We start from the raw sequence: 19235 nt of genomic DNA, 5'->3' as shown, positions 1-19235 counted from the left end.
ACCGCGCTCGGCATACCCGTCACTGTGGCCGTAGGATAAGTCCGTCCGGGGAAAGGGGAACCGCGCTCAGCCCCCGATTTGTGCAACAAGGCCCACTCAGGAACGTTTCGGCAGAGTTTATCACGGACAAGAAGCTTTCACCTACTGAAAGCGAATGTTCGATTGCAGAGAATTCCGTGAAGTTTCCGCCGAGTGTACTGGTCTTGTCGGCAACTTCGCTTGTGCTTAGCTCTTCCACCCTGTCATTTAGAGACTTTTGAATGGAGTTCATATTCGTCCGCAGGAGGAAGAATTGAGCCATATCGCCCAGTGTGACCGATCCCATCTTAAATCCTCATCAGCCAGTCAAGCATCTCGTCAATGGTCTCCACGACCCGAGCATTTGCGGCATAGGCCTGTTCGATAATAAGCAGGCGTTGCATTTCCGCGTCTGTGTCCACCCCGCCGGCCAGTTCCAGCTGCTTGAGGCTGTCATACTGCACCTGCGAAAACACCAGAACTTGCTCGGCAAGTTCCAGTGAACTGCCGATATGGGAGTTCAGGTCAGCGGCAAGGGTCGCGGCCGTGCGGGCGGTGCCGCTGAATGCGCCGGAACTCGGGATCGCCTGGTCGGTCAGCGCGCCTGAAAGCCGGATCAAAAGGGCCGATCGCCCCTCGGGACCTTGGCTCGCTGCCCCCAACCCGTCACGGAGTCGCCAGACCTGTCCCCCCTGAGCCGGGTCCACAAGCGCATTCATCTCGATCCGCTGCGCCAGCCCGGTTTCGTCCGCGGAATTGAACTTCGCCCCGCCATCAGTCAGCAAGCCCGGCGCCGTAGCCGCAAGCGTGACATCGACCGACGGGTCCTCGAACCGCTCGATCAGGTCGCGTGCGAACCCATCCAGCTTGGCCTGGAGCTCCACGGAGGAGTCATCCCTGACGTCGAACAGCCCCTGAAGCGTTCCTCCGGCGATGGCGCTCGACGAACTGCCGGTATCGACTGCCCTGCCGTCGATTTCGAGCCCGGAAAGCGTTCCGCCGGAAAGCGTCATATGGGCCGTTATCGTCGCGGTTTCGGAAAAGCTGACGGCAACTGCCTTGCCGTCGAGAAGAAACTGTCCGCCGCGCGTCATCAGGGCAATCGCGCCGTTCGGACGGTCGATCTCCGTCACCGGCACGATCTTGCCAACCTGGTCAACCAGAGCCTGCCGCTGATCCAGCATGGCAGACACGTCATGATCCAGAACGACATGGCGCTGGATCGACTTGTTGAGCTTCTCGATCTGCTGCAGCGCGGAATTTAGAGACTCGACCTGGGTGCCGATATCTGAGTCGGCACGCATGCGTTCGGTCTGGACCGCTCTTCCCAGCGTGTTCAGATGCTCCGCCACCGAGGCAAGGTTGCTCGTGACTGCCAGAAGCTGAGGCGCGCTCTCCGGGGCACGGGTCGCCTCGGCCAGCGAAGCTTCGAGCTGGGCGATCCGGTCCGATAGCGACCCGGCTTCGTCCGGAAGGCCCACGGCGCGCTGCATGCGGGTGAAGAAGGTCTCGCCGGTCGAGGCATAGGCCAGTTCCGCCTCGAGCTTGCGCCGGTCCGAGATGAGGATCTTGTCGACCATGCGGGTGATGCCCAGGACCTGGACGCCGCCCTCGTCCCCGGCCGACCGCGGGGCGAGGACGGCCTGGCGGACGCCGTAGCCCTCGGTCATGGCGTTCGAGATGTTCGAGGCGGCCACATCGGCCAGGCGGGAGCTCGAGGTCAACCCCGAGAGGGCATTCGATAACGCACCTGATAAACTCATGATCTAAGGGCCCTTCCGGCTGGCCTGTTCAGCGCTTGATATTGGTGGTTTCCTGCAGCATCTCGTCCACGGTCTGGATGACCTTGGCGTTGGAGGTATAGGCCCGCTGCGTCTGGATCAGGTCGGTCAGCTCGTTGGCGACGTCAGTCGCGGATTCCTCGCGGGCGTAGCTGACGATGTCGCCGGTCGGGCCGTCGCCGGCATCCCAGAGGAAGTAGGACCCGCTTTCGTTCGAGATCTGGTAGGTCTGGTTGTCGAGCGAGACCAGGCCGTTCGGGTTCGGCATGTCGACCAGCGGGATCTGGTAGATCTGGCGGGTGATGCCGATGTCGTAGAGCGCGTGGACATACCCGTTCGCATCGACCTCGACCTGGATCATGTTGCCGACCGCGGAGCCGTCCTTGGAGATGTTGACCGGGGCGAAATTGTCCGCGAGCTGGGTGATCCCGTCTGCATCGTTCAGCTGCCCGATCGTCACTTCGATCGGCCCGCCCGCGACGGGGATCTCGATCGTGCCATTCGTGGCGTCATAGGTCCCGCCGGTCACCGTGGTCACAGAGGCAAGCGTGCCGCCGGCCGTGCGCGTGTCGTTGAAGGTCATCACGTATTCGCCGATGACCGTCGAAGACGGGATCGTCGCGGAATCGGTGATGACCATCGACCATTCATTCGAGGCCAGCCCGCCTGAGGCCGCGGTGGGACGGAACTCGAAATTCAGCGATTCAGACGTGCCGAGGTTATCGAAATACTCGATATTGAGGACCTCGTAATCCTCGGTCGGATCGATGCTCGCGAGCTCCGTCGAGGTGGCCGGCAGGTTGAGGCCCAGGGACATCTCCGTGGTCGGCTCGCCGCCAAACTGGTTGACGTTGATCTTGATCGGCTCGAGCCCGTCATGCGTGTCGCGCGGATAGGTCGGGATCGTGCCGTCGGGATCGGCGGGCCAGCCCAGAAGAACCAGCCCCGTCTCGCTTTTGAGATAGCCCTCCTCGTCCGTCCGGTAGGAGCCGGTGGTCGAGAGCATCATCGGGAACTCGCCATTGTCGACCTTCACCGCGGTTTCGGTCGTGACCGGCAGCATGCCGCGGCCGCGCACGGCCAGGTCGGTCGAATTGCTGGTGGTGATCAGCGGGCCCGCCTCGTCGATCAGCCGCCGCGTCGTGACCCGCACCCCGCCTGCCGAATAGCTGCCCCCGGTGCCCGAAATGACCATCGAATGGAAGTCCGCATCGGCGCGCTTGTAGCCATAGGTGCTGGAATTGGCGATATTGTCGGAGATCGTCGCGAGCTTTGTCGCGTTCGCGTTTAGCCCCATGACTCCCGCATTCAGGGAGGAGGAAATCGTCATCGGCTGCGCCTTTCTGCTTCAGCTGGAACTGTCCCCCTGAACCTATCAATCTTGAGCTTAATGCCGCGCTAACGGATACAATTGGACCGATAATCCGGTCAGATATCATTCCGCAGGAGGGTGATCACGATGCGGTTGTTGCGCAGTGCCATCGGGTTCGGGACGGCGTGCTTGCGATCGGCGAAGCCGGTCACTTTCTGTATCCGCTTCGCCGGAAAGCCGTAGCGCTCGATCATCTCGCGCGCGACCTGCGCGCGGGCCATGGAGATCTCCCAGACCGGGTTGTCGGCCACGACCAGGGGCCGGGATGCCAGATGCGCGGATACCGAAATGTCGTTGCTCGCGATCCGCGACGCCTCGAGGATATGGCGGACCGCGACGCGCAGCTCGTTGGTGGGATCGTTGCTGCCCGGCCAGAAGAGCTGCACCTCCGGCGTCTCGAAGATCTCGAAGACGAGGCCCTCCTCGGTCAGCCGGCTGATGACATGGCGCATCTTCTGCAGCTGCGCCATGCTCTCGCCGCCGCGGGCCTGGAGCTGCTCCAGCAGGTCCTTGGCATCCTGGAGCCGCGCCTCGCGCGAGCCCTCCTGCACCGGTTTCGCGCTGGTATCGACGCCGAGCGCGCCGCGCGACTGATTCTCCGTGGTCGGCCGTTCCAGCGAGGCGCCGGAGCCGGTCTGGGGCATCACGTCCTCGGAGAACACGCTGTCGCCCCAGAACTGGCCGTCACCGCCGCCCGAGACCTTGTTGATGGGTATCGTCGGCGAGAAATAGTCCGCCAGGCCCTTGCGCTGCTTCTCCGTTGTGGCGTTGAGCAGCCACATCAGCAGGAAGAACGCCATCATCGCGGTGACGAAATCCGCATAGGCGACCTTCCAGGCACCGCCGTGATGGCCATGCCCGCCGACGACCTTCTTTTTCTTGATGATGATCGGTGCGAGATTTTCGGTCGACATGTTTAGAACCTGACGCTGTCGCCCGACTGACTATCAGCGAGCAATAAATGCAGGCTTAACCAACACGCGGCGTCAGGTCCGGCAGCAGGCCCCGGACATGCGAAGGCCAGGCCCGTTTCCGGACCCGGCCCTGGATGTTCGCCCTGGCGGCTATCAGCTGCCGGAGGTCGAAGAGGTGGTCGAGGTGGTGGTGCTCGACGAGGAACCGCTGCCGCCCAGGCCGATCAGGGCTGCAGCAACAGCTGCGGCTGCGGTGCTGATGCCGACCTTGGCTTCGCCGCTGAGCTCGTCACCGGCACCCGCCTGGGTCACGGCGATGCTCGCCGCTGCGCCGTTGGCGGACTGGGCTTGGGCAAGGCAGGGCGCAGCCATCGCTGCGAGAAGGGCAAGTGCTGAAAGCTTCGACATGACGTACTCCAATCAATAGGACCTGTTTGAGGATAAACTAACACAAAAGTAATTCGAGTAAACGATTGCTTGCCGGAGGTTTCGGCTCATCGCGGCGTTTTGGGCGAACTTGTTGCCGCAGGGACGCTCATGACAGCCCGACCTGCGCGCCGAGCCGGTCGAGCCTGTTCGGACTGCTCAAGTTTTGGGTCCTTTTTGCCATGATTTCAGCGAAAGCATGCCGGTCTTCCTCCGGCAGGCTGGCGCCGAGCCCGGCAAGATATGATTCGCTCAGCTCCGCACGCTCGGCGAGGTCGAGTTTCAGGAGCGGCACGCCGAGCTCCAGCAGGGCGGCGGGGGCGCGGTGGGTGACATTGCCCGCGACGCACCATTCCGCGGCCATTTCCGGGCCCTGCGCCGGATCCGGCGCGGCAGCAAGTTCGGGGCGTTCCGCCACTCTCTGGCGGATCACGTCGCAGCTGGCGATGGTCTCGCGCGTGAAGCCGGCCCGTTCCAGCTGCCGCGAGAGGGCGATCTCGCCCAGGATCACCGTGGCCGGGCGCAGCTCCGTCGGGCGGTAGCGTTCCCAGAAGCGGCGGAAGCGCGGATCGCGGACGCAGCGGCCGGAGAAGGACAGGCAGAAGGAGGTCTGGTGCGGGCGCAGCTCGGTGCTCTCGGTCGCGCTGCAGATGTCGCTGGGACTCTCGAGCAGCCTGCGGACGAAGCCGTCGAGCCCGGACGAGACGCAGAACACGCTGTCATTGATGAGGACGAGCCGTTCCAGATCGGGGGCGATGCGCCGGACGAGGTGGATGCCGCAGCGGTAGCTTCCGAAATCCCGGCCGAAATTGCGCCGCTCGACATAGCAGTCGACCGGCAGGCGGACGCCGCCCGAGGCGAGGGACCCGGCATTGACGGAGATGACATAGGCGCCCTGGCGGCGCAGTGCGAGGATCAGGCCCAGCGTGTCGGCTCGCGGGCGGCCGTCCTGGTAGAGCGCGACGAGCGCCACGGGACCGCCGCGATAGGGCTCCTGCCAGAGCGGCACGGCCGCCTGCCCGGTTCCCCGCAGGCGGCGCAGCAGGTCACGCAGCACGAAGGCAGGCAGCAGGAGCAGCCGCATGAGCCAGAGACGCACCGTACAATCCTCATGAATAACTTAACCTTTTGTTAACATAAGGCGAGCACCTGGTCCAGCCGCGCAAAGCGGCGCGCTCTCTCTGCGCGTGCGTCCTTTTAGCCGTGGGCCGAGCGCAGGTTTATTTGCTACCGCTAGGCCGAGAATAAGATGGAGTGCCGCTGTGCATGTAGAGAAGACCGATCTCCCAGGGGTGTTGCACCTGGTGCCGAAACGGTTCGGCGACAGCCGTGGATTCTTTTCCGAGGTCTATAACAAGAAGACGGCCGTGGAGATCGGAATTCCCATGGAATTCGTGCAGGATAACCACTCGCTCTCGCGCGAGGTCGGTGTCGTGCGCGGCCTGCATTTCCAAGCGCCCCCCCACGCCCAGGACAAGCTCGTCCGCGTCGGCGCGGGCCGGGTGCTCGACGTCGCCGTGGACATCCGCAAGGGCAGCCCGACCTACGGCAAATGGGTCGGCGTGGAACTCTCCGCCGAGCGCGGAAACCAGCTGTTTATCCCGGCCGGCTTCCTGCACGGCTTTGCCACGCTCGAGCCGGATTCCGAGCTGCTCTACAAGTGCTCCGACGTCTACGCGCCCGACTGCGACGGCGCGGTTCGCTTCGACGATCCCGATATCGGCATCGACTGGGGAATGGACATCTCCGCGGCCATCCTGTCCGACAAGGATGCCAAGGCGCCGTATCTCAAGGACTTTGACAGTCCGTTTGTCTACGAAGGTTGAAGGTAATGAAAATTCTGGTAACCGGCGGTGCCGGGTTCATCGGTTCTGCAGTTGTCCGCCTGGCCGTCGCCCGCGGCCATTCCGTTGTGAATGTCGACGCCCTCACCTATGCCGCCTGCCTCGACAACGTCGCTTCGGTGGCCGACAGCCCGCTCTATGCCTTCGAGCAGGCTGACATCTGCGACGGCGCGGCGCTCAAGCGCATCTTCGACACCCATAAGCCCGACGCGGTCATGCACCTGGCGGCGGAATCCCATGTCGACCGCTCGATCGACGGCCCGCGCGCCTTCATCGAGACCAACATCATGGGCACCTACGAGATGCTGCAGGCGGCCCGCGCCTACTGGACCGAAGCCGGCAAGCCCGAGAGCTTCCGCTTCCACCACATCTCGACCGACGAAGTCTTCGGCTCGCTGCCGCATGATCCCGAGGTGAAATTCACCGAGGACACGCCCTACGACCCGCGCTCGCCCTATTCGTCCTCGAAAGCCTCCTCGGACCACCTGGTCCGCGCCTGGCACGAGACCTACGGGCTGCCGGTCGTGCTGACCAACTGCTCGAACAACTACGGCCCCTTCCACTTCCCCGAGAAGCTGGTGCCGGTCATCATCCTCAACGCGCTGGCCGGAAAGCCGCTGCCGATCTATGGCGACGGCTCGAATGTCCGCGACTGGCTGTTCGTCGAGGACCATGCCGACGCGCTGCTCCTCGTCGTCGAGAAGGGCGAGCTGGGCCGCTCCTACAATATCGGCGGCGAGAACGAGAAATCGAACCTCGACCTGGTCAAGACGCTCTGCGCGATCCTCGACCAGAAGCAGCCGAAGGCCTCGGGCTCCTATTCCGACCAGATCACCTTCGTCACCGACCGCCCGGGCCATGACGCGCGCTACGCGATCGACCCGAGCCGCATCCGCGAGGAGCTGGGCTGGAGCCCGTCGGTCACCGTCGAGGAAGGCCTGGAAAAGACCGTGCAGTGGTATCTCGACAACGAGACCTGGTGGCGTGCCCTGCAGGACCGCCAGGGCGTCGGCGAGCGCCTCGGCAAGGCCGGCTGAGGAACACCCATGAAACTCCTTGTCTTCGGCCGCAACGGCCAGCTCGCGACGGAAGTCCAGCGCCGCGCAGGCGGACATGTCCTTGACGTGCAGGGCAGCGACAGCGCGGACTTCACCGATCCGGCCGCCTGCGCCGCGATCGTCGAGGCCAGCGATGCCGATGCGGTGATCAACACCTCGGCCTACACGGCAGTCGACAAGGCCGAGAGCGACGAGGACACCGCGCGGCTGGTGAATGCCGAGACCCCGGCGCGGCTCGCTGCCGCGGCGGCGGCCAAGGGCATTCCCTTCGTCCATGTCTCGACCGACTACGTCTTCGACGGCACGGGCGAGACGCCCTTCGCGACCGGCCACCCGACGGCGCCGCTCGGCGCCTACGGGCGCACCAAGCTGGCCGGCGAAGAGGCGATCCGCGCCGCTGGCGGGACGCATGCGATCCTGCGCACTTCCTGGGTGGTCTCCTCGCATGGCAACAACTTCGTCAAGACCATGCTGCGGCTCGGCCGCGAGCGGGACCGGCTGACCATCGTCGCCGACCAGGTCGGCGGGCCGACCCCGGCTGCCGCACTGGCCGATGCCTGCCTGGCCGCCGCCGAGCAGCTGGCCGCGGATCCCTCGAAGACCGGCACCTACCATGTCTCCGGCGGTCCCGATGTCAGCTGGGCCGATTTCGCCCGCGAGATCTTCTCGCAGGCGGGGATCACCTGCGAGGTGGCGGACATCCCCTCCTCGGACTTCCCCACGCCGGCAAAGCGGCCGCTGAATTCGCGCATGGACAACAGCGCGACCGAAGCCGCCTTCGGCCTGAAACGGCCGGACTGGAAAGCCGGGCTTGCCGACATCCTGGCGGATCTGGCCGAGCAAGACGCGTGATCGGATGTCCCGGAGTCTGAGATATGCTGCCGGGACCTTCCGCCCCATCGCGGAGAACCTGACCCACGGGTTCGCGGCGCAGCACGCGCTGGAATTCTACCGGGCGAAGGCGGTCTACACCTTCATCCCGAAGAATGCCTGCTCGACGCTGCGCTTCGCGCTGGCGCGCGCCAACGGCGCGGTCAGCTCGCCGGTGCAGATCGACTGGATCCACCACAACAACTACACGTTCCAGGCGGACCAGCGCTCGCTGCAGCAGGCGGACTTCACCTTCACCGTGCTGCGCTGCCCGTTCCGGCGGCTGGTCTCGGTCTTCCTCGACAAGATCGTCAACCGCTACCACAATTTCTGGTTCGCCTTCCCGCAGGAAGACGGGCCGATCATCCCCGGCGACGTCACCTTCCGGATGTTCGTCGACCGGCTCGCCCGCTCCAAGCTGAGCGCCGACATCCACTGGCGTCCCCAGGTCGATTTCCTCGTCTACGAGGAATACGACCGCTGGATTCCGCTGGAGGGCTTCTCCTCGCACCTGCCCGCCCTGTCGCAGCGCCTCGGCCAGGAGATCCTCGACACCCGCGCGCTTCTGCGCCACGACACCAGCCGCTTCGAGCCCGCCCCGGACGGCCGCTATGCAGACACCCCGATCCGCGAGATCGAGGCGATGCAGGCCAGGGGCATCGCGCCCCGGGGCCGCCAGCTCTACGACGAGACCCTCGCCGGACTCGTCGCCCATCTCTATCACGCCGACCTTTCCCTCTATGTCGAGAAATTCGGCACCGAGAGCGTTCTCTTCCCCCGCTTTGCCGGGGGAGCAATCGACCAGTAGGAGTAAATTCAGTGACCCAGCGCAAAGGCATCATCCTCGCAGGCGGTTCCGGCACCCGGCTCTACCCGATCACCCGCGGGGTGTCGAAGCAGCTCTTGCCGATCTACGACAAGCCGATGATCTACTTCCCGATTTCCGTGCTGATGCTGGCCGGCATCCGCGAGATCGCGATGATCACCACGCCGCAGGACCAGGAGCAGTTCAAGCGCACGCTGGGCGATGGCAGCCAGTGGGGCATCAAGCTGGAATACATCGTCCAGGCCAGCCCCGACGGCCTCGCGCAGGCCTATATCCTGGCCGAGGACTTCCTTGACGGCGCTCCCTCCGCGATGTGCCTGGGCGACAACATCTTCTTCGGCCACGGCCTGCCGAAGCTCTTGGCCTCGGCCGACAGCAAGGATGTCGGGGGCACCGTCTTCGGCTACCGCGTCGCCGATCCGGAGCGCTATGGCGTGGTCAAGTTCGACGGCGACGGCAAGGCCGAGCAGATCATCGAGAAGCCCGAAGTGCCGCCCTCCAACTACGCGGTCACCGGCCTCTACTTCCTCGACGGCACCGCGCCCGAGCGCGCCAAGCAGGTGAAGCCCTCGCCGCGCGGCGAGCTGGAGATCACCACGCTGCTGGAAATGTACCTGCATGACGGCACGCTGAGCGTGGAGACCATGGGCCGCGGCTATGCCTGGCTCGACACCGGCACCCATGGCTCGCTGCTTGATGCGGGCAACTTCGTGCGGACCCTGACCGTGCGCCAGGGCCAGCAGGTCGGCTGCCTCGAGGAAATCGCCTACGAGCAGGGCTGGATCGACCGCGAGCAGCTCACCGAGGCCGGAAACGTCTACAAGAAGAACGATTACGGCAAGTACCTGCTCACCCTCGCCAAGGAGTGAGCCACACGGTTGCCTCGAGCGACGGCGCGCCCCATGTCTTCGGACGGGCGCGCCAAATGCGCTTTGGAGGTGATTGACATGCGATACCTGGTCCTCTCTGCGGCGCTGGCCGCTGCCCCCATGGCGATGGCCCAGACCCAACCCGATCCCGAGACGGAGTTCCGTCTCGAGGAGATGGACGGCGCCCCCTACGAGGGCGACGTGACCCTGGTCTTCCCCGAGGAGGAACGGATCGCCGGACAGGGCCCCTGCAACCGCTTCATGGGCCGCGTGGTCTGGGACGGCGAGTCCATGTCCATCGGTCCGCTCGTCGCGACGATGATGGCGTGCCCCAATCTCGATGCCGAGAAGACCCTGCTGAAGGCGCTCGAAGCGGTCGAGACCGGCGTGCTGACCGGCGACGAGCTCCTGCTGACCACTTCCGAGGGCGGCACGCTGCTCTACCGCGCGGACGCCGCGCCCGAGTGATCCCGGCCGAGCAGCGCGACCAGCCGCTCCCGCGAGGCGGGGAAGGGCCGGCCGCTCCATTGCGGCGTCACGTGCTTCTTCAGGAAATGCCCCGTGGTCGAGAGCGCCTGCGCGATCTCGCCATCCGGGGCGGGCCCCTGCCCCTTCAGGCAGTCCGGCAGCGGCAGCAGCCGGTCCGCCCAGTCGCCCGCCGCCTGGCGGCTGACCGCGCGGCCGGTGCGCGGCGAGACGAAGCAGAGCTCCTCGTTGGTGCCGCGCACCGCGCAGCGGTCGAGCTCCAGCCCGTAGCCGAGCGCCTCGAGCAGCGCGAGCTCCCATTGCAGATAGGCCAGCGTCCAGGCCGGGGTCAGCGGCATCACGTCGAGAAGCGCCGTCGTGCGCTCGTAGAAGCCCGGCAGGTTCAGCCGCTCGGGCAGCGCATAGGCCAGGAGCCCGGTCACGGCCGAAAGCCCCGCCAGCGTCATCCGGTCGTTCATCAGGAGCGCGGCGCGGTCCCGCTCCAGCTCGGCGGTGAAGCTGCCCATATGGCCCTCGAGCCGCGCCCGCCAGTGCAGCGCCAGCAGGTTGCCAGGCTGCAGCACCGGCGACATGCGGCGGCTCTGCCCGCCGCGCAGGATGCCTGCATGGCGGCCGTGCCCGGGGGTCAGCACCTCGAGGATCGCCGCATGCTCGCCATGCGGACGGCTTGCGATGAGGATGCCCGGTCCCTGCCATTCCATGGCGACAAGATAGGCGCGCGGCTGCGGGGATGGAAGCGGCTCAGCCCCGCCCGGCCATGATCCGCGCCAGATCGGCCGCGCCGCGCGCGCCGAGCCCGTCGATCACCCCCTGGCGGTCGGCGGCATCGCGGTTCTGGCTGAGCTTCGACTTCGCCAGCACCCGCTCCGGCGCGATCCGCAGGGCGACGATGTTGCCGAGCATCCCTTCGATATAGCCGGCGGGCGCATCGGCCATCTTCCAGGCGGCATCGCCATTGGCCTGCCGCTCGTGCGTCCGGGTCAAGAGCGCCACCGCCTGCCGCTTGGCCTGCGGCTCATGCGAGAAGGAGATCCGGCCATGGACATGCACGGCCTGGTAGTTCCAGGTCGGCACCACTTGGTGGTGCTCTGCCTTGCCGGGATAGTCATTGGCCGAGACATAGCCGTCGGCGCCGCGGAAGATGGCCAGCACCTCCTGCCCCTCGGCGATCAGCCGGTGCATGTCATTGGCCAGCGCCGCATGGCCGATCAGCGTCCCGTCCGGCGCGGCCAGGAGCGGCAGGTGGTTCGCCGCCAGCCCCTCCGCCGTCATCGCCACCACCGCGGCCAGCGGCGCGCCCGCCAGCACCTCGGCAATGGCGGCAGGGTCGCGTTCCTCGAAATGCGGCGGGATGTACATGGCGCCCCTCAGGCCAGCGAGGGGTCGTCGAGCAAGCAGCGGCCGTCGCGGCTCTCCAGCTCGATCACCCACAGATCGCGGTCGCGCCCGGTCTCGCGGGCGATCCGCGCGTCGATCTCGAATTCCGGCTCCTGCATGGTGCGGACCCAGTCGCGCCGGTCCGCCATCAGGTCGTACTGCCGTTCCCAGAGCTCCGCCGTGCCGTCGAGCCGGGCGACCTTGACCCAGACCGCCCCGGCCGTGGCATCGCCCTTCTGGACGACATAGGCCGGGATGTTCTCCAGCCCCAGGCGGGTCATGTAGGCGCCGACCCAGACCCCGGTGGCCAGACGGCTCACAGGTCGCCGTCGCGGAAGTCGAGCCCCATCTCGCCATAGCGCTCGGCCTCGTCCAGCCAGTTCGGCCGCACCTTCACCTGCAGGAAGAGATGCACCCGGCGCTCCAGGAATTCCTCCAGGTCGACCCGCGCCGCCTGGGAGATCGCCTTGATCGTCTCGCCGCCCTTGCCGAGCAGGATTCCCTTGTGGCCGTCGCGGGCGACATAGATCACCTGGTCGATCCGGGTGGAGCCGTCCTTGCGGTCCTCCCAGGACTCGGTCTCGACGGTCAGCTGGTAGGGCAGCTCCTGGTGGAGCCGCAGCGTCAGCTTCTCGCGCGTGACCTCGGCGGCGATCATGCGCATCGGCAGATCGGCGATCTGGTCCTCGGGATAGAGCCAGGGGCCCTTCGGCAGCTCGGCGGCCAGCCAGTGGCGCAGGTCGTCGACGCCATAGCCCTTCTCGGCCGAGATCATGAAGGTCTTGGCGAAGGCGAAGCGCTCGTTCAGCTTCTGGGTCAGCGACAGCAGCACCGGCGCCTCGACCCGGTCGATCTTGTTGATGGCCAGCGCGACCGGCTGCGCGGTGCCGCGCTCCGCCAGCGACTCGAGGATGCGCTCCACCCCCTCGGTGACGCCGCGATGCGCCTCGACCAGAAGGACGATCAGGTCGGCATCCGCCGCCCCGCCCCAGGCCGCGGCGACCATCGCGCGGTCAAGCCGGCGGCGCGGGCGGAACAGGCCCGGCGTGTCGACGAAGACGATCTGGCTGTCGCCTTCCATCGCGACGCCGCGGATCCGCGCGCGGGTGGTCTGCACCTTGTGGGTGACGATCGAGACCTTGGCCCCGACCATGCGGTTGAGCAGCGTGGACTTGCCGGCATTGGGCTCGCCGATCAGGGCGACGAAACCGGCCCTCTGGCTGGTCATGACTTCGATCCTTTCAGCCGCGCCAGCAGATCGCGCGCGGCGGCCTGTTCGGCCTGGCGCTTCGATCCGGCACTGGCCGTCGCAGTCTCGCCCGAGTCGAGCCTTACGGCAATCCTGAACTGGGGCGCGTGGTCCGGTCCTTCGCGGCCGGTAATCTCGTAATGCGGCGGGGTCTGGCCGCGGGCCTGGGCCCATTCCTGCAGCGCCGTCTTGGGATCGCGGGCATCGGCCTTGACCGAAGTGATCCGCCCGCCCCAGAGCCGCAGCACCAGCTCGTGCGCGGCGCGGAAGCCGGCGTCGAGATAGACCGCGGCGATCACCGCTTCCAGCGCATCGGCCAGCAGCGCGTCCTTGCGCCGCCCGCCCGAGAGCATCTCGGACCGGCCCAGCCGCAGCACCTTGCCCAGCTCGATCTCGCGGGCGACATCGGCGCAGGTCTCCTTGCGCACCAGCGCGTTGAAGCGCGGCGCCAGCACGCCCTCGGCCGCCTTGGCATCGGCGCCGAGCAGCGCCTCGGCCATCACGAGCCCCAGCACCCGGTCGCCCAGGAACTCCAGCCGCTCGTTATTCGGCTGGGTCTGGGACGAGACCGAGGCATGGGTCAGCGCTTCCTTCAGAAGGGCGGGCTGGGAGAACTGGTGCCCGATGCGGGCGGAGAAGGCTTTGGTATCCTGGGACTGGCTCACTCGAGCGCCTTGAAGAAACGGTCCTTGCGCCAGGTCCAGAAGTAGAAGATGGACCGGCCCGCGGAGGAGAACATCACCCGGTCGGCACGGCCGACCAGGTTCTCGAAGGGGACGAAGCCGACGCCATGCGCGGTCTGCGGCACGCGGCTGTCATTGGAGTTGTCGCGGTTGTCGCCCATGAAGAAGAAATAGCCGTCCGGCACGGTATAGACGCCGGTATTGTCCAGCGACGTGGTGCGCGTGTCGAGGATATAGTGGCTGCGGCCGCCCGGCAGGGTCTCGCGCAGGCGGGTCTTGACGCAATCCGCGCCCATCCCGACCATGCCGTTCGAGCAGATCGGCACGCCGCCCATCGGGCCCTGCGGCTCGAAGGTCTCGACGAAAGTGCCCGCATCCTCGGTCTTCACTTCCTCGCCATTGATCCAGAGGCGGCCGTTCTTCATCTGGATCTGGTCGCCCGGCAGGCCGATCAGCCGCTTGATGAAGTCCTGGCCGGTCACCGGATGGCGGAAGACGACGATGTCGCCGCGCTCGGGCTCTTTGGCCATGATGCGGCCGTCGATGAAGGAGCACATCGAGGCGAAGGGGCAGGAATACTGCGAATAGCCATAGGCCATCTTGTTGACGAAGAGGAAATCGCCGATCAGCAGCGTGTCCTTCATCGAGCCCGAGGGAATCCAGAAGGGCTGGAAGAACAGGGTGCGGAACACGCCTGCGATCAGGAGGGCGTAGACGATTGTCTTGACGGTTTCGACAATCCCGCCGTCCTTCGATTTAGCTGCCATGGCGGTCTGTCCTCTCCGCATTATCCCGGCGCTTCTTGCGCACCGGGCAGTGCACTGTCAAGTTGCCGCGCCCGGCAGGTCAAGCGGGCGTGACCCCCAGGACAACCGCTTGGCCCGGCGTCAGCTTTCCAGGGGACGCGCCTCGATCACGACGAAGGCCTGCGCCCAGGGATGGTCGTCGGTCAGGGTGACATGCACCACCGCCTCGTGGCCCGGCGGGGTCATCGCGGCCAGCCGCTCCGCCGCCCAGCCGGTCAGCTCCATCACCGGCTGCCCGGTGGAGAGGTTGCGCACCGCCATGTCCTTCCAGGAGATGCCCATGGCGAGCCCGGTGCCGAGCGCCTTGGAGCAGGCCTCTTTCGCCGCCCATCGCTTGGCATAGGTGCCGACGACATCGCGGCGCCGCTCGGACTTGGCACGCTCGGTCTCGGTGAAGACGCGGGTCTTGAACCGGTCGCCATGGCGCTCCAGCACCCCGGCGATCCGCTCGATATTCGCCAGATCCGTGCCGATGCCCAGGATCATGCCCGTTCGGCCGCGACGCGGCGCGCCACCGCGCGGAAGAGCAGGTAGCCGACGATCAGAAGCGTCGCGGAATAGATCGCGATGGTCCCGAGGAATTTCAGCAGCAGCCCCGGCGGCAGCGAGCCCGGGGTCGCCCCGGCCAGCAAGAGCCCGATCACCCCGAGCCCGAGGAAAGTCAGCGTGCCCCAGATCGCCATCGACACGGCGCTGCGGCGGCACAGCGCATCGCCCGGCGGCACCCCGCCCGAGCGGCGGCCGCAGAGATTGCCCTCGATCCCGACCGCGGCGGCGATTGTCAGCACGCCGATGGCGGCCTGCGGCAGGCCGAAGCCCGCCAGATGGCGCAGCGTGCCGTTGAGGATGGCGATGACGATCGACAGGCCGATCAGCGAAAGGGCGAAGCGCAGCGGCTGGAAGGAATAGCTCATCTCCGGGCCTCAGGCGCGCGCGGCGTCCATCAGGCGGCGCATCTCGCGGATGGCGCCCTCGAGCCCGGCGAAGATCGCCTCGCCGATCAGGAAATGGCCGATATTCAGCTCGCGCATCTCCGGGAAGGCCGCGACCGGCGCGACCGTGTCATAGGTCAGCCCGTGCCCGGCATGGACCTCGAGCCCCAGCGCATGGGCATGGGCGGACATCGCGCGCAGGCGTTCCAGCTCGGCATCGCGCTCGGCGAAGCGGCCCTCGGCATGGGCGTCGCAATAGCCGCCGGTATGCAGCTCCACCACCGCCGCGCCGATCCGGGCGGAGGCCTCGATCTGGGCGGCATCGGCGGCGATGAACATCGACACGCGCGACCCGGCCTCGCGCAGCGGCGCGATGTAGTCCCCCAGCCGTGCCTCGTCGCCGGCCACGTCGAGCCCGCCCTCGGTCGTGCGCTCCTCGCGCCGCTCGGGCACCAGGCAGACGGCATGCGGGTGGATGCGCAGCGCGATCGCCTGCATCTCGGCCGTCGCGGCCATCTCGAAATTCAGGGGCACCGACAGTCCCGCGGCCAGCCGTTCGATATCGGCGTCGCGGATATGGCGGCGATCCTCGCGCAGATGCGCGGTGATGCCATCCGCCCCGGCCGCCTCGGCCAGCTTGGCCGCGCGCAGCGGATCGGGCACCGCCCCGCCGCGGGCATTGCGCACCGTGGCCACGTGATCGATATTCACCCCGAGGCGCAGACGCTCTGTGGCCATGACGGAATCCCCTTGCTTGTGCCGCCTTGCGGGTAGCGCGGGAGCAAGGGCGGAGGCAAGCGCCAAGGCCGCCGCAGCGGCCCCTGCCCCCCGGCTACTTCACCATGGCGCCCGAGCGGATCTTCAGCCGGGCCTGCAGCTTCTGCTTGAGCAGCCGCGACCGGCGCCGCTGGTAGGCGTCGATCACCGGATGGGCCAGCGCATAGGCCGCGCTTGCCACGATCAGCCCGTTGATCGCCCCGCCCAGCATGTAGGGCACGAAGATCTCGTGATTGAATTCGGCAAGGTTTTCCCAATGCGCCTCGGTGCCATTGAAGATCGACATCATGTTCCACCAAAGTTCGCCGCTGGCTTTCTTGAAGGCCAGCATCAGAACGTGGAAATGGAAAAGCGACTCCCGCCCGAGGAGAAAATTGCCGGTGAACATGCTTCCGGCGGCAATCAACGGAAACGTCACTGGATTGCCGATGAAAGTTGAAAAAATTGCAGCGACCACATTTCCGCGCAAAAGCCAGGCGATGAAACCGGCCATGAAGAAATGCAGACCGAAAAGCGGCGTGAAGCTGATGAAGATGCCCGCCGCCATTCCGCGCGCGATCCGGTGCGGCGGGTCGGGCAGGCGCTTCAGCCTGTGGTACATGTAGTTGAACGCCCGGCCCCATCCGCCCGGCGGATAGACCGCCTCGAGGATGATCCGTCCCGTTCCGCGTTTTTCCCGGCGCTTGAACACCAAACTTCACCCTACGCCTTGACCGCCCGGAAGGCGGATCACCCCAAGCCGTTCATTTCCTTGTGCTTCGCGCCGCCGCTGCGAAGCCCTCATCCGCACCGGAAGGCGCGGCTCAGGAGATTTCCCCGGATTCCCGTTGCCGACGGACCTCTGCCACGTTGGTATCTGCCTCGAGAGCGGTCATCACGCGATGAAGATGTTCCACGTTGCTGACCTCGACTTCAAGCATGGCCCTGTAAAAATCCGGTTTCCGCGCGACGAATTCCACATTGGATATGTTGGCCTTCTGCTCGCCGATCAAGGTGCAGACCCGGCCCAGGACCCCGGCATCGTTGGACATCGTGATCTCCAGCTCGACGCCGAAGGCGGCCGAATGGCGCCCGGGCTGCCAGTGGAGGTCGACCCAGCGGTCCATCTGGTCCTCGTAATCCGCCAGCCGGGGGCAGTCGATCGCATGCACGACCACGCCTGTGCCCGGCTGGGTGATGCCCACGATCCGCTCGCCCGGGACCGGACGGCAGCAATTGCCCCGCGCCCAGCTCTGGTCCTCGTCGAGGCCCAGGACCGCGCGGCGCATCTCGACCAGCTCGCCCTCGGCCTCGGCCAGTTCGGGATAGACGGCGGTGACGACCTTGCGCGCGGTGATCTCGCCCGAGCCCAGCCGCGACAGCAGCTCCTCGTGGTCGCTGCCCAGGCCGAGATTGCGCGCGGCGGTCATCAGCGACTTGTCGGTGGCCTTCTTGTCGATATTGGCGAAGGCGCCGCGCACCAGTTCGCGGCCGAGCTTGATGAAGCGGTCCCGCTGCGCCTCGCGCAGCGCACGGCGGATGGCGGATTTCGCCTTGCCGGTCACCGCGATGTCGATCCAGGTCACCTGCGGGCTCTGTCCCTCGGCGGTGATGATCTCCACCGACTGGCCGTTCCTCAGCCGCGTCCACAGCGGCACGCGCGCGCCGTCGACGCGGGCGCCGACGCAGGCCAGGCCGATGCGGGTATGGATGGCGAAGGCGAAATCCAGCGGCGTGGCGCCCTTGGGAAGCTTGATGACCTCGCCCTTCGGGGTGAAGCAGAACACCTTGTCGGCGTACATTTCCAGCTTCACCGTCTCGAAGAACTCGGCGACATCGGTCCCGGCCTCGAAATACTCGGCCAGCCCGCCGACCCAGGCGGCCGGATCGACCGAATAGGGGTTCTCCATCGGCTCGCCGTCCTTGTAGGACCAGTGCGCGGCGACGCCCTTCTCGGCGACCTCGTGCATCTCGCGGGTGCGGATCTGCACCTCGACGCGCTTGCCGTCACGGCCCAGAACGGTGGTGTGCAGGCTGCGGTAGCCGTTCACCTTGGGCTCGGAAATGTAGTCCTTGAACCGCCCCGGCACCGCGCGCCAGCGGCGGTGGATCGCGCCGAGCGCGTGGTAGCAGTCCATCCGGGTCTCGGTGATGACGCGGAAGCCGAAGATGTCGGACAGCCGGTTGAAGGTCTCCTCCGTGTCGCGCTGGCCCATCTTGCGCCAGATCGAGTAGGGACGCTTGGCGCGGCCGTAGACCGTCGCCATGATGCCTTCCTTGGTCATCTCGCCCGAGATGTCGTAGCGGATCTTCTCGACCTCGTTCTCCGCGGTGCCCTTCAGCCGCGCCATCCGGCGCAGCACCGACAGGCGGGCATCGGGGTTGAGCACCTGGAAGGAGAGGTCCTCCAGCTCGTCGCGCATCCACTGCATGCCCATCCGGCCGGCCAGCGGCGCGTAGATGTCCATGGTCTCGCGCGCCTTCTTGACCTGCTTCTCCTGCGGCAGCGACTTGATCGTGCGCATGTTGTGGAGGCGGTCGAAGAGCTTGACCAGGATGACGCGCATGTCCTTCGACATGGCGACGAAGAGCTTGCGGAAGTTCTCGGCCTGCTTGGTCTCGGTGGAGTTGAGCTGGAAATTCGTCAGCTTGGTGACGCCGTCGACCAGATCCGCGATCTCGGCCCCGAAGAGCCGGACGATGTCGTCGCGGGTGGCGGTGGTGTCCTCGACCGTGTCGTGCAGCAGCGCGGTGATCAGCGTGGCGTCGTCGAGCCTCTGCTCCGCCAGGAGGCCCGCCACCGCGACGGGATGCACGATATAGGGCTCGCCCGAGCGGCGGAACTGCCCCTCATGGGCGTCCAGAGCATAGGCATAGGCCGCGCGCAGGCGCGACTCGTCGGCGCGCGGGTTGTAGGACCGGACCCGCGCGACCAGATCGTCCACCGGCATCAGCGGCTCGTGCCGTG

General features: G+C 66.4%; 22 protein-coding genes. 6 read left to right on the top strand and 16 right to left on the bottom strand.

Features of this window, described 5'->3' with window-relative positions:
- Positions 1-326: 326 nt before the first annotated feature.
- The 5 genes from flgK to FGX59_RS27970 all read right to left on the bottom strand — a co-directional run bounded on the left by flgK (position 327) and on the right by FGX59_RS27970 (position 5610).
- Positions 327-1781 carry a flagellar hook-associated protein FlgK gene (gene flgK, locus FGX59_RS27990; protein WP_138470563.1) on the bottom strand — a complete coding sequence of 485 codons (1455 nt, stop codon included), beginning with the start codon at positions 1779-1781 and terminating at the stop codon, positions 327-329.
- Positions 1782-1809: 28 nt separating this feature from the next.
- Positions 1810-3129, bottom strand: a complete 1320-nt coding sequence (locus tag FGX59_RS27985) for a flagellar hook protein FlgE (protein WP_138470561.1) — start codon at positions 3127-3129, stop codon at positions 1810-1812.
- 98 nt (positions 3130-3227) lie between these two features.
- Positions 3228-4085, bottom strand: a complete 858-nt coding sequence (locus FGX59_RS27980; protein ID WP_138470558.1) for a flagellar motor protein MotB — start codon at positions 4083-4085, stop codon at positions 3228-3230.
- 153 nt (positions 4086-4238) lie between these two features.
- The gene (locus FGX59_RS27975; protein ID WP_138470556.1) at positions 4239-4493 is read right to left on the bottom strand and encodes a hypothetical protein; all 255 of its coding nucleotides are present in this window, start codon (positions 4491-4493) and stop codon (positions 4239-4241) included.
- Between the two features lie 127 nt (positions 4494-4620).
- Positions 4621-5610, bottom strand: a complete 990-nt coding sequence (locus FGX59_RS27970) for a hypothetical protein (RefSeq protein WP_138470554.1) — start codon at positions 5608-5610, stop codon at positions 4621-4623.
- Between the two features lie 163 nt (positions 5611-5773).
- Between FGX59_RS27970 and rfbC the strand changes: the two genes are divergently transcribed.
- The 6 genes from rfbC to FGX59_RS27940 all read left to right on the top strand — a co-directional run bounded on the left by rfbC (position 5774) and on the right by FGX59_RS27940 (position 10446).
- On the top strand, positions 5774-6337 hold the full coding sequence (rfbC, locus tag FGX59_RS27965) for a dTDP-4-dehydrorhamnose 3,5-epimerase (RefSeq protein ID WP_138470552.1): 564 nt from the start codon (positions 5774-5776) through the stop codon (positions 6335-6337).
- 5 nt (positions 6338-6342) lie between these two features.
- Entirely contained in the window at positions 6343-7392 is a 1050-nt protein-coding gene (gene rfbB, locus FGX59_RS27960) for a dTDP-glucose 4,6-dehydratase (RefSeq protein WP_138470550.1), read from the top strand.
- A 9-nt stretch (positions 7393-7401) separates the two neighbouring features.
- On the top strand, positions 7402-8265 hold the full coding sequence (gene rfbD / locus FGX59_RS27955) for a dTDP-4-dehydrorhamnose reductase (protein WP_138470548.1): 864 nt from the start codon (positions 7402-7404) through the stop codon (positions 8263-8265).
- A 4-nt stretch (positions 8266-8269) separates the two neighbouring features.
- A complete protein-coding gene (locus tag FGX59_RS27950; RefSeq protein ID WP_138470546.1) occupies positions 8270-9091 on the top strand; it encodes a sulfotransferase family 2 domain-containing protein in 822 nt (273 codons plus the stop codon).
- 11 nt (positions 9092-9102) lie between these two features.
- Positions 9103-9978, top strand: coding sequence for a glucose-1-phosphate thymidylyltransferase RfbA (rfbA, locus tag FGX59_RS27945; RefSeq protein WP_138470544.1), 876 nt, complete (start codon positions 9103-9105; stop codon positions 9976-9978).
- A gap of 78 nt (positions 9979-10056) precedes the next feature.
- Positions 10057-10446, top strand: a complete 390-nt coding sequence (locus FGX59_RS27940; RefSeq protein WP_171060865.1) for an META domain-containing protein — start codon at positions 10057-10059, stop codon at positions 10444-10446.
- On the opposite strand, the gene recO is transcribed toward FGX59_RS27940, so the two are convergent.
- The 11 genes from recO to FGX59_RS27885 all read right to left on the bottom strand — a co-directional run bounded on the left by recO (position 10419) and on the right by FGX59_RS27885 (position 19221).
- A complete protein-coding gene (gene recO / locus FGX59_RS27935) occupies positions 10419-11165 on the bottom strand; it encodes a DNA repair protein RecO (RefSeq protein WP_138470540.1) in 747 nt (248 codons plus the stop codon). The two genes, FGX59_RS27940 and recO, sit on opposite strands and share 28 nt — an antisense overlap.
- 40 nt (positions 11166-11205) lie before the next feature.
- A complete protein-coding gene (locus FGX59_RS27930; RefSeq protein WP_138470538.1) occupies positions 11206-11823 on the bottom strand; it encodes an FMN-binding negative transcriptional regulator in 618 nt (205 codons plus the stop codon).
- Between the two features lie 8 nt (positions 11824-11831).
- Entirely contained in the window at positions 11832-12161 is a 330-nt protein-coding gene (locus FGX59_RS27925; protein WP_138470536.1) for a DUF1491 family protein, read from the bottom strand.
- Complete coding sequence (era, locus tag FGX59_RS27920) at positions 12158-13069, bottom strand: GTPase Era (protein ID WP_138470534.1); 912 nt, start codon at positions 13067-13069, stop codon at positions 12158-12160. Before era ends, FGX59_RS27925 begins: the two co-directional genes overlap by 4 nt.
- Entirely contained in the window at positions 13066-13755 is a 690-nt protein-coding gene (gene rnc, locus FGX59_RS27915) for a ribonuclease III (RefSeq protein ID WP_138470533.1), read from the bottom strand. The genes era and rnc overlap by 4 nt, the downstream gene beginning before the upstream one ends.
- The gene (gene lepB / locus FGX59_RS27910; protein WP_138470531.1) at positions 13752-14540 is read right to left on the bottom strand and encodes a signal peptidase I; all 789 of its coding nucleotides are present in this window, start codon (positions 14538-14540) and stop codon (positions 13752-13754) included. Before lepB ends, rnc begins: the two co-directional genes overlap by 4 nt.
- A gap of 120 nt (positions 14541-14660) precedes the next feature.
- Entirely contained in the window at positions 14661-15065 is a 405-nt protein-coding gene (gene acpS / locus FGX59_RS27905; protein ID WP_138470529.1) for a holo-ACP synthase, read from the bottom strand.
- Complete coding sequence (locus FGX59_RS27900; protein ID WP_138470527.1) at positions 15062-15493, bottom strand: ABZJ_00895 family protein; 432 nt, start codon at positions 15491-15493, stop codon at positions 15062-15064. Before FGX59_RS27900 ends, acpS begins: the two co-directional genes overlap by 4 nt.
- A 9-nt stretch (positions 15494-15502) precedes the next feature.
- Entirely contained in the window at positions 15503-16249 is a 747-nt protein-coding gene (locus FGX59_RS27895; protein WP_138470525.1) for a pyridoxine 5'-phosphate synthase, read from the bottom strand.
- Between the two features lie 94 nt (positions 16250-16343).
- On the bottom strand, positions 16344-16979 hold the full coding sequence (locus tag FGX59_RS27890; RefSeq protein ID WP_255471650.1) for a DUF2062 domain-containing protein: 636 nt from the start codon (positions 16977-16979) through the stop codon (positions 16344-16346).
- A 112-nt stretch (positions 16980-17091) separates the two neighbouring features.
- On the bottom strand, positions 17092-19221 hold the full coding sequence (locus FGX59_RS27885) for a bifunctional (p)ppGpp synthetase/guanosine-3',5'-bis(diphosphate) 3'-pyrophosphohydrolase (RefSeq protein ID WP_138470523.1): 2130 nt from the start codon (positions 19219-19221) through the stop codon (positions 17092-17094).
- Positions 19222-19235: the final 14 nt, after the last annotated feature.

The organism is Poseidonocella sp. HB161398 (assembly GCF_005870025.1).
Lineage (GTDB): Bacteria > Pseudomonadota > Alphaproteobacteria > Rhodobacterales > Rhodobacteraceae > Mangrovicoccus.
Note: the sequence above shows the minus strand (reverse complement) of the source record. Positions and strands in the feature narration are given on the sequence as shown.

What these genes read in the sequence shown, in the direction of transcription:
- FGX59_RS27900 (WP_138470527.1), bottom strand. Translation starts at nt 15,493, where the DNA reads ATGAGCTATTCCTTCCAGCCGCTGCGCTTCGCCCTTTCGCTGATCGGC.
- FGX59_RS27950 (WP_138470546.1), top strand. Translation starts at nt 8,270, where the DNA reads ATGTCCCGGAGTCTGAGATATGCTGCCGGGACCTTCCGCCCCATCGCG.
- lepB (WP_138470531.1), bottom strand. Translation starts at nt 14,540, where the DNA reads ATGGCAGCTAAATCGAAGGACGGCGGGATTGTCGAAACCGTCAAGACA.
- recO (WP_138470540.1), bottom strand. Translation starts at nt 11,165, where the DNA reads ATGGAATGGCAGGGACCGGGCATCCTCATCGCAAGCCGTCCGCATGGC.
- FGX59_RS27940 (WP_171060865.1), top strand. Translation starts at nt 10,057, where the DNA reads ATGCGATACCTGGTCCTCTCTGCGGCGCTGGCCGCTGCCCCCATGGCG.
- FGX59_RS27975 (WP_138470556.1), bottom strand. Translation starts at nt 4,493, where the DNA reads ATGTCGAAGCTTTCAGCACTTGCCCTTCTCGCAGCGATGGCTGCGCCC.
- FGX59_RS27980 (WP_138470558.1), bottom strand. Translation starts at nt 4,085, where the DNA reads ATGTCGACCGAAAATCTCGCACCGATCATCATCAAGAAAAAGAAGGTC.
- FGX59_RS27930 (WP_138470538.1), bottom strand. Translation starts at nt 11,823, where the DNA reads ATGTACATCCCGCCGCATTTCGAGGAACGCGACCCTGCCGCCATTGCC.
- rfbB (WP_138470550.1), top strand. Translation starts at nt 6,343, where the DNA reads ATGAAAATTCTGGTAACCGGCGGTGCCGGGTTCATCGGTTCTGCAGTT.
- rfbD (WP_138470548.1), top strand. Translation starts at nt 7,402, where the DNA reads ATGAAACTCCTTGTCTTCGGCCGCAACGGCCAGCTCGCGACGGAAGTC.
- flgK (WP_138470563.1), bottom strand. Translation starts at nt 1,781, where the DNA reads ATGAGTTTATCAGGTGCGTTATCGAATGCCCTCTCGGGGTTGACCTCG.
- FGX59_RS27895 (WP_138470525.1), bottom strand. Translation starts at nt 16,249, where the DNA reads ATGGCCACAGAGCGTCTGCGCCTCGGGGTGAATATCGATCACGTGGCC.
- FGX59_RS27985 (WP_138470561.1), bottom strand. Translation starts at nt 3,129, where the DNA reads ATGACGATTTCCTCCTCCCTGAATGCGGGAGTCATGGGGCTAAACGCG.
- acpS (WP_138470529.1), bottom strand. Translation starts at nt 15,065, where the DNA reads ATGATCCTGGGCATCGGCACGGATCTGGCGAATATCGAGCGGATCGCC.
- era (WP_138470534.1), bottom strand. Translation starts at nt 13,069, where the DNA reads ATGACCAGCCAGAGGGCCGGTTTCGTCGCCCTGATCGGCGAGCCCAAT.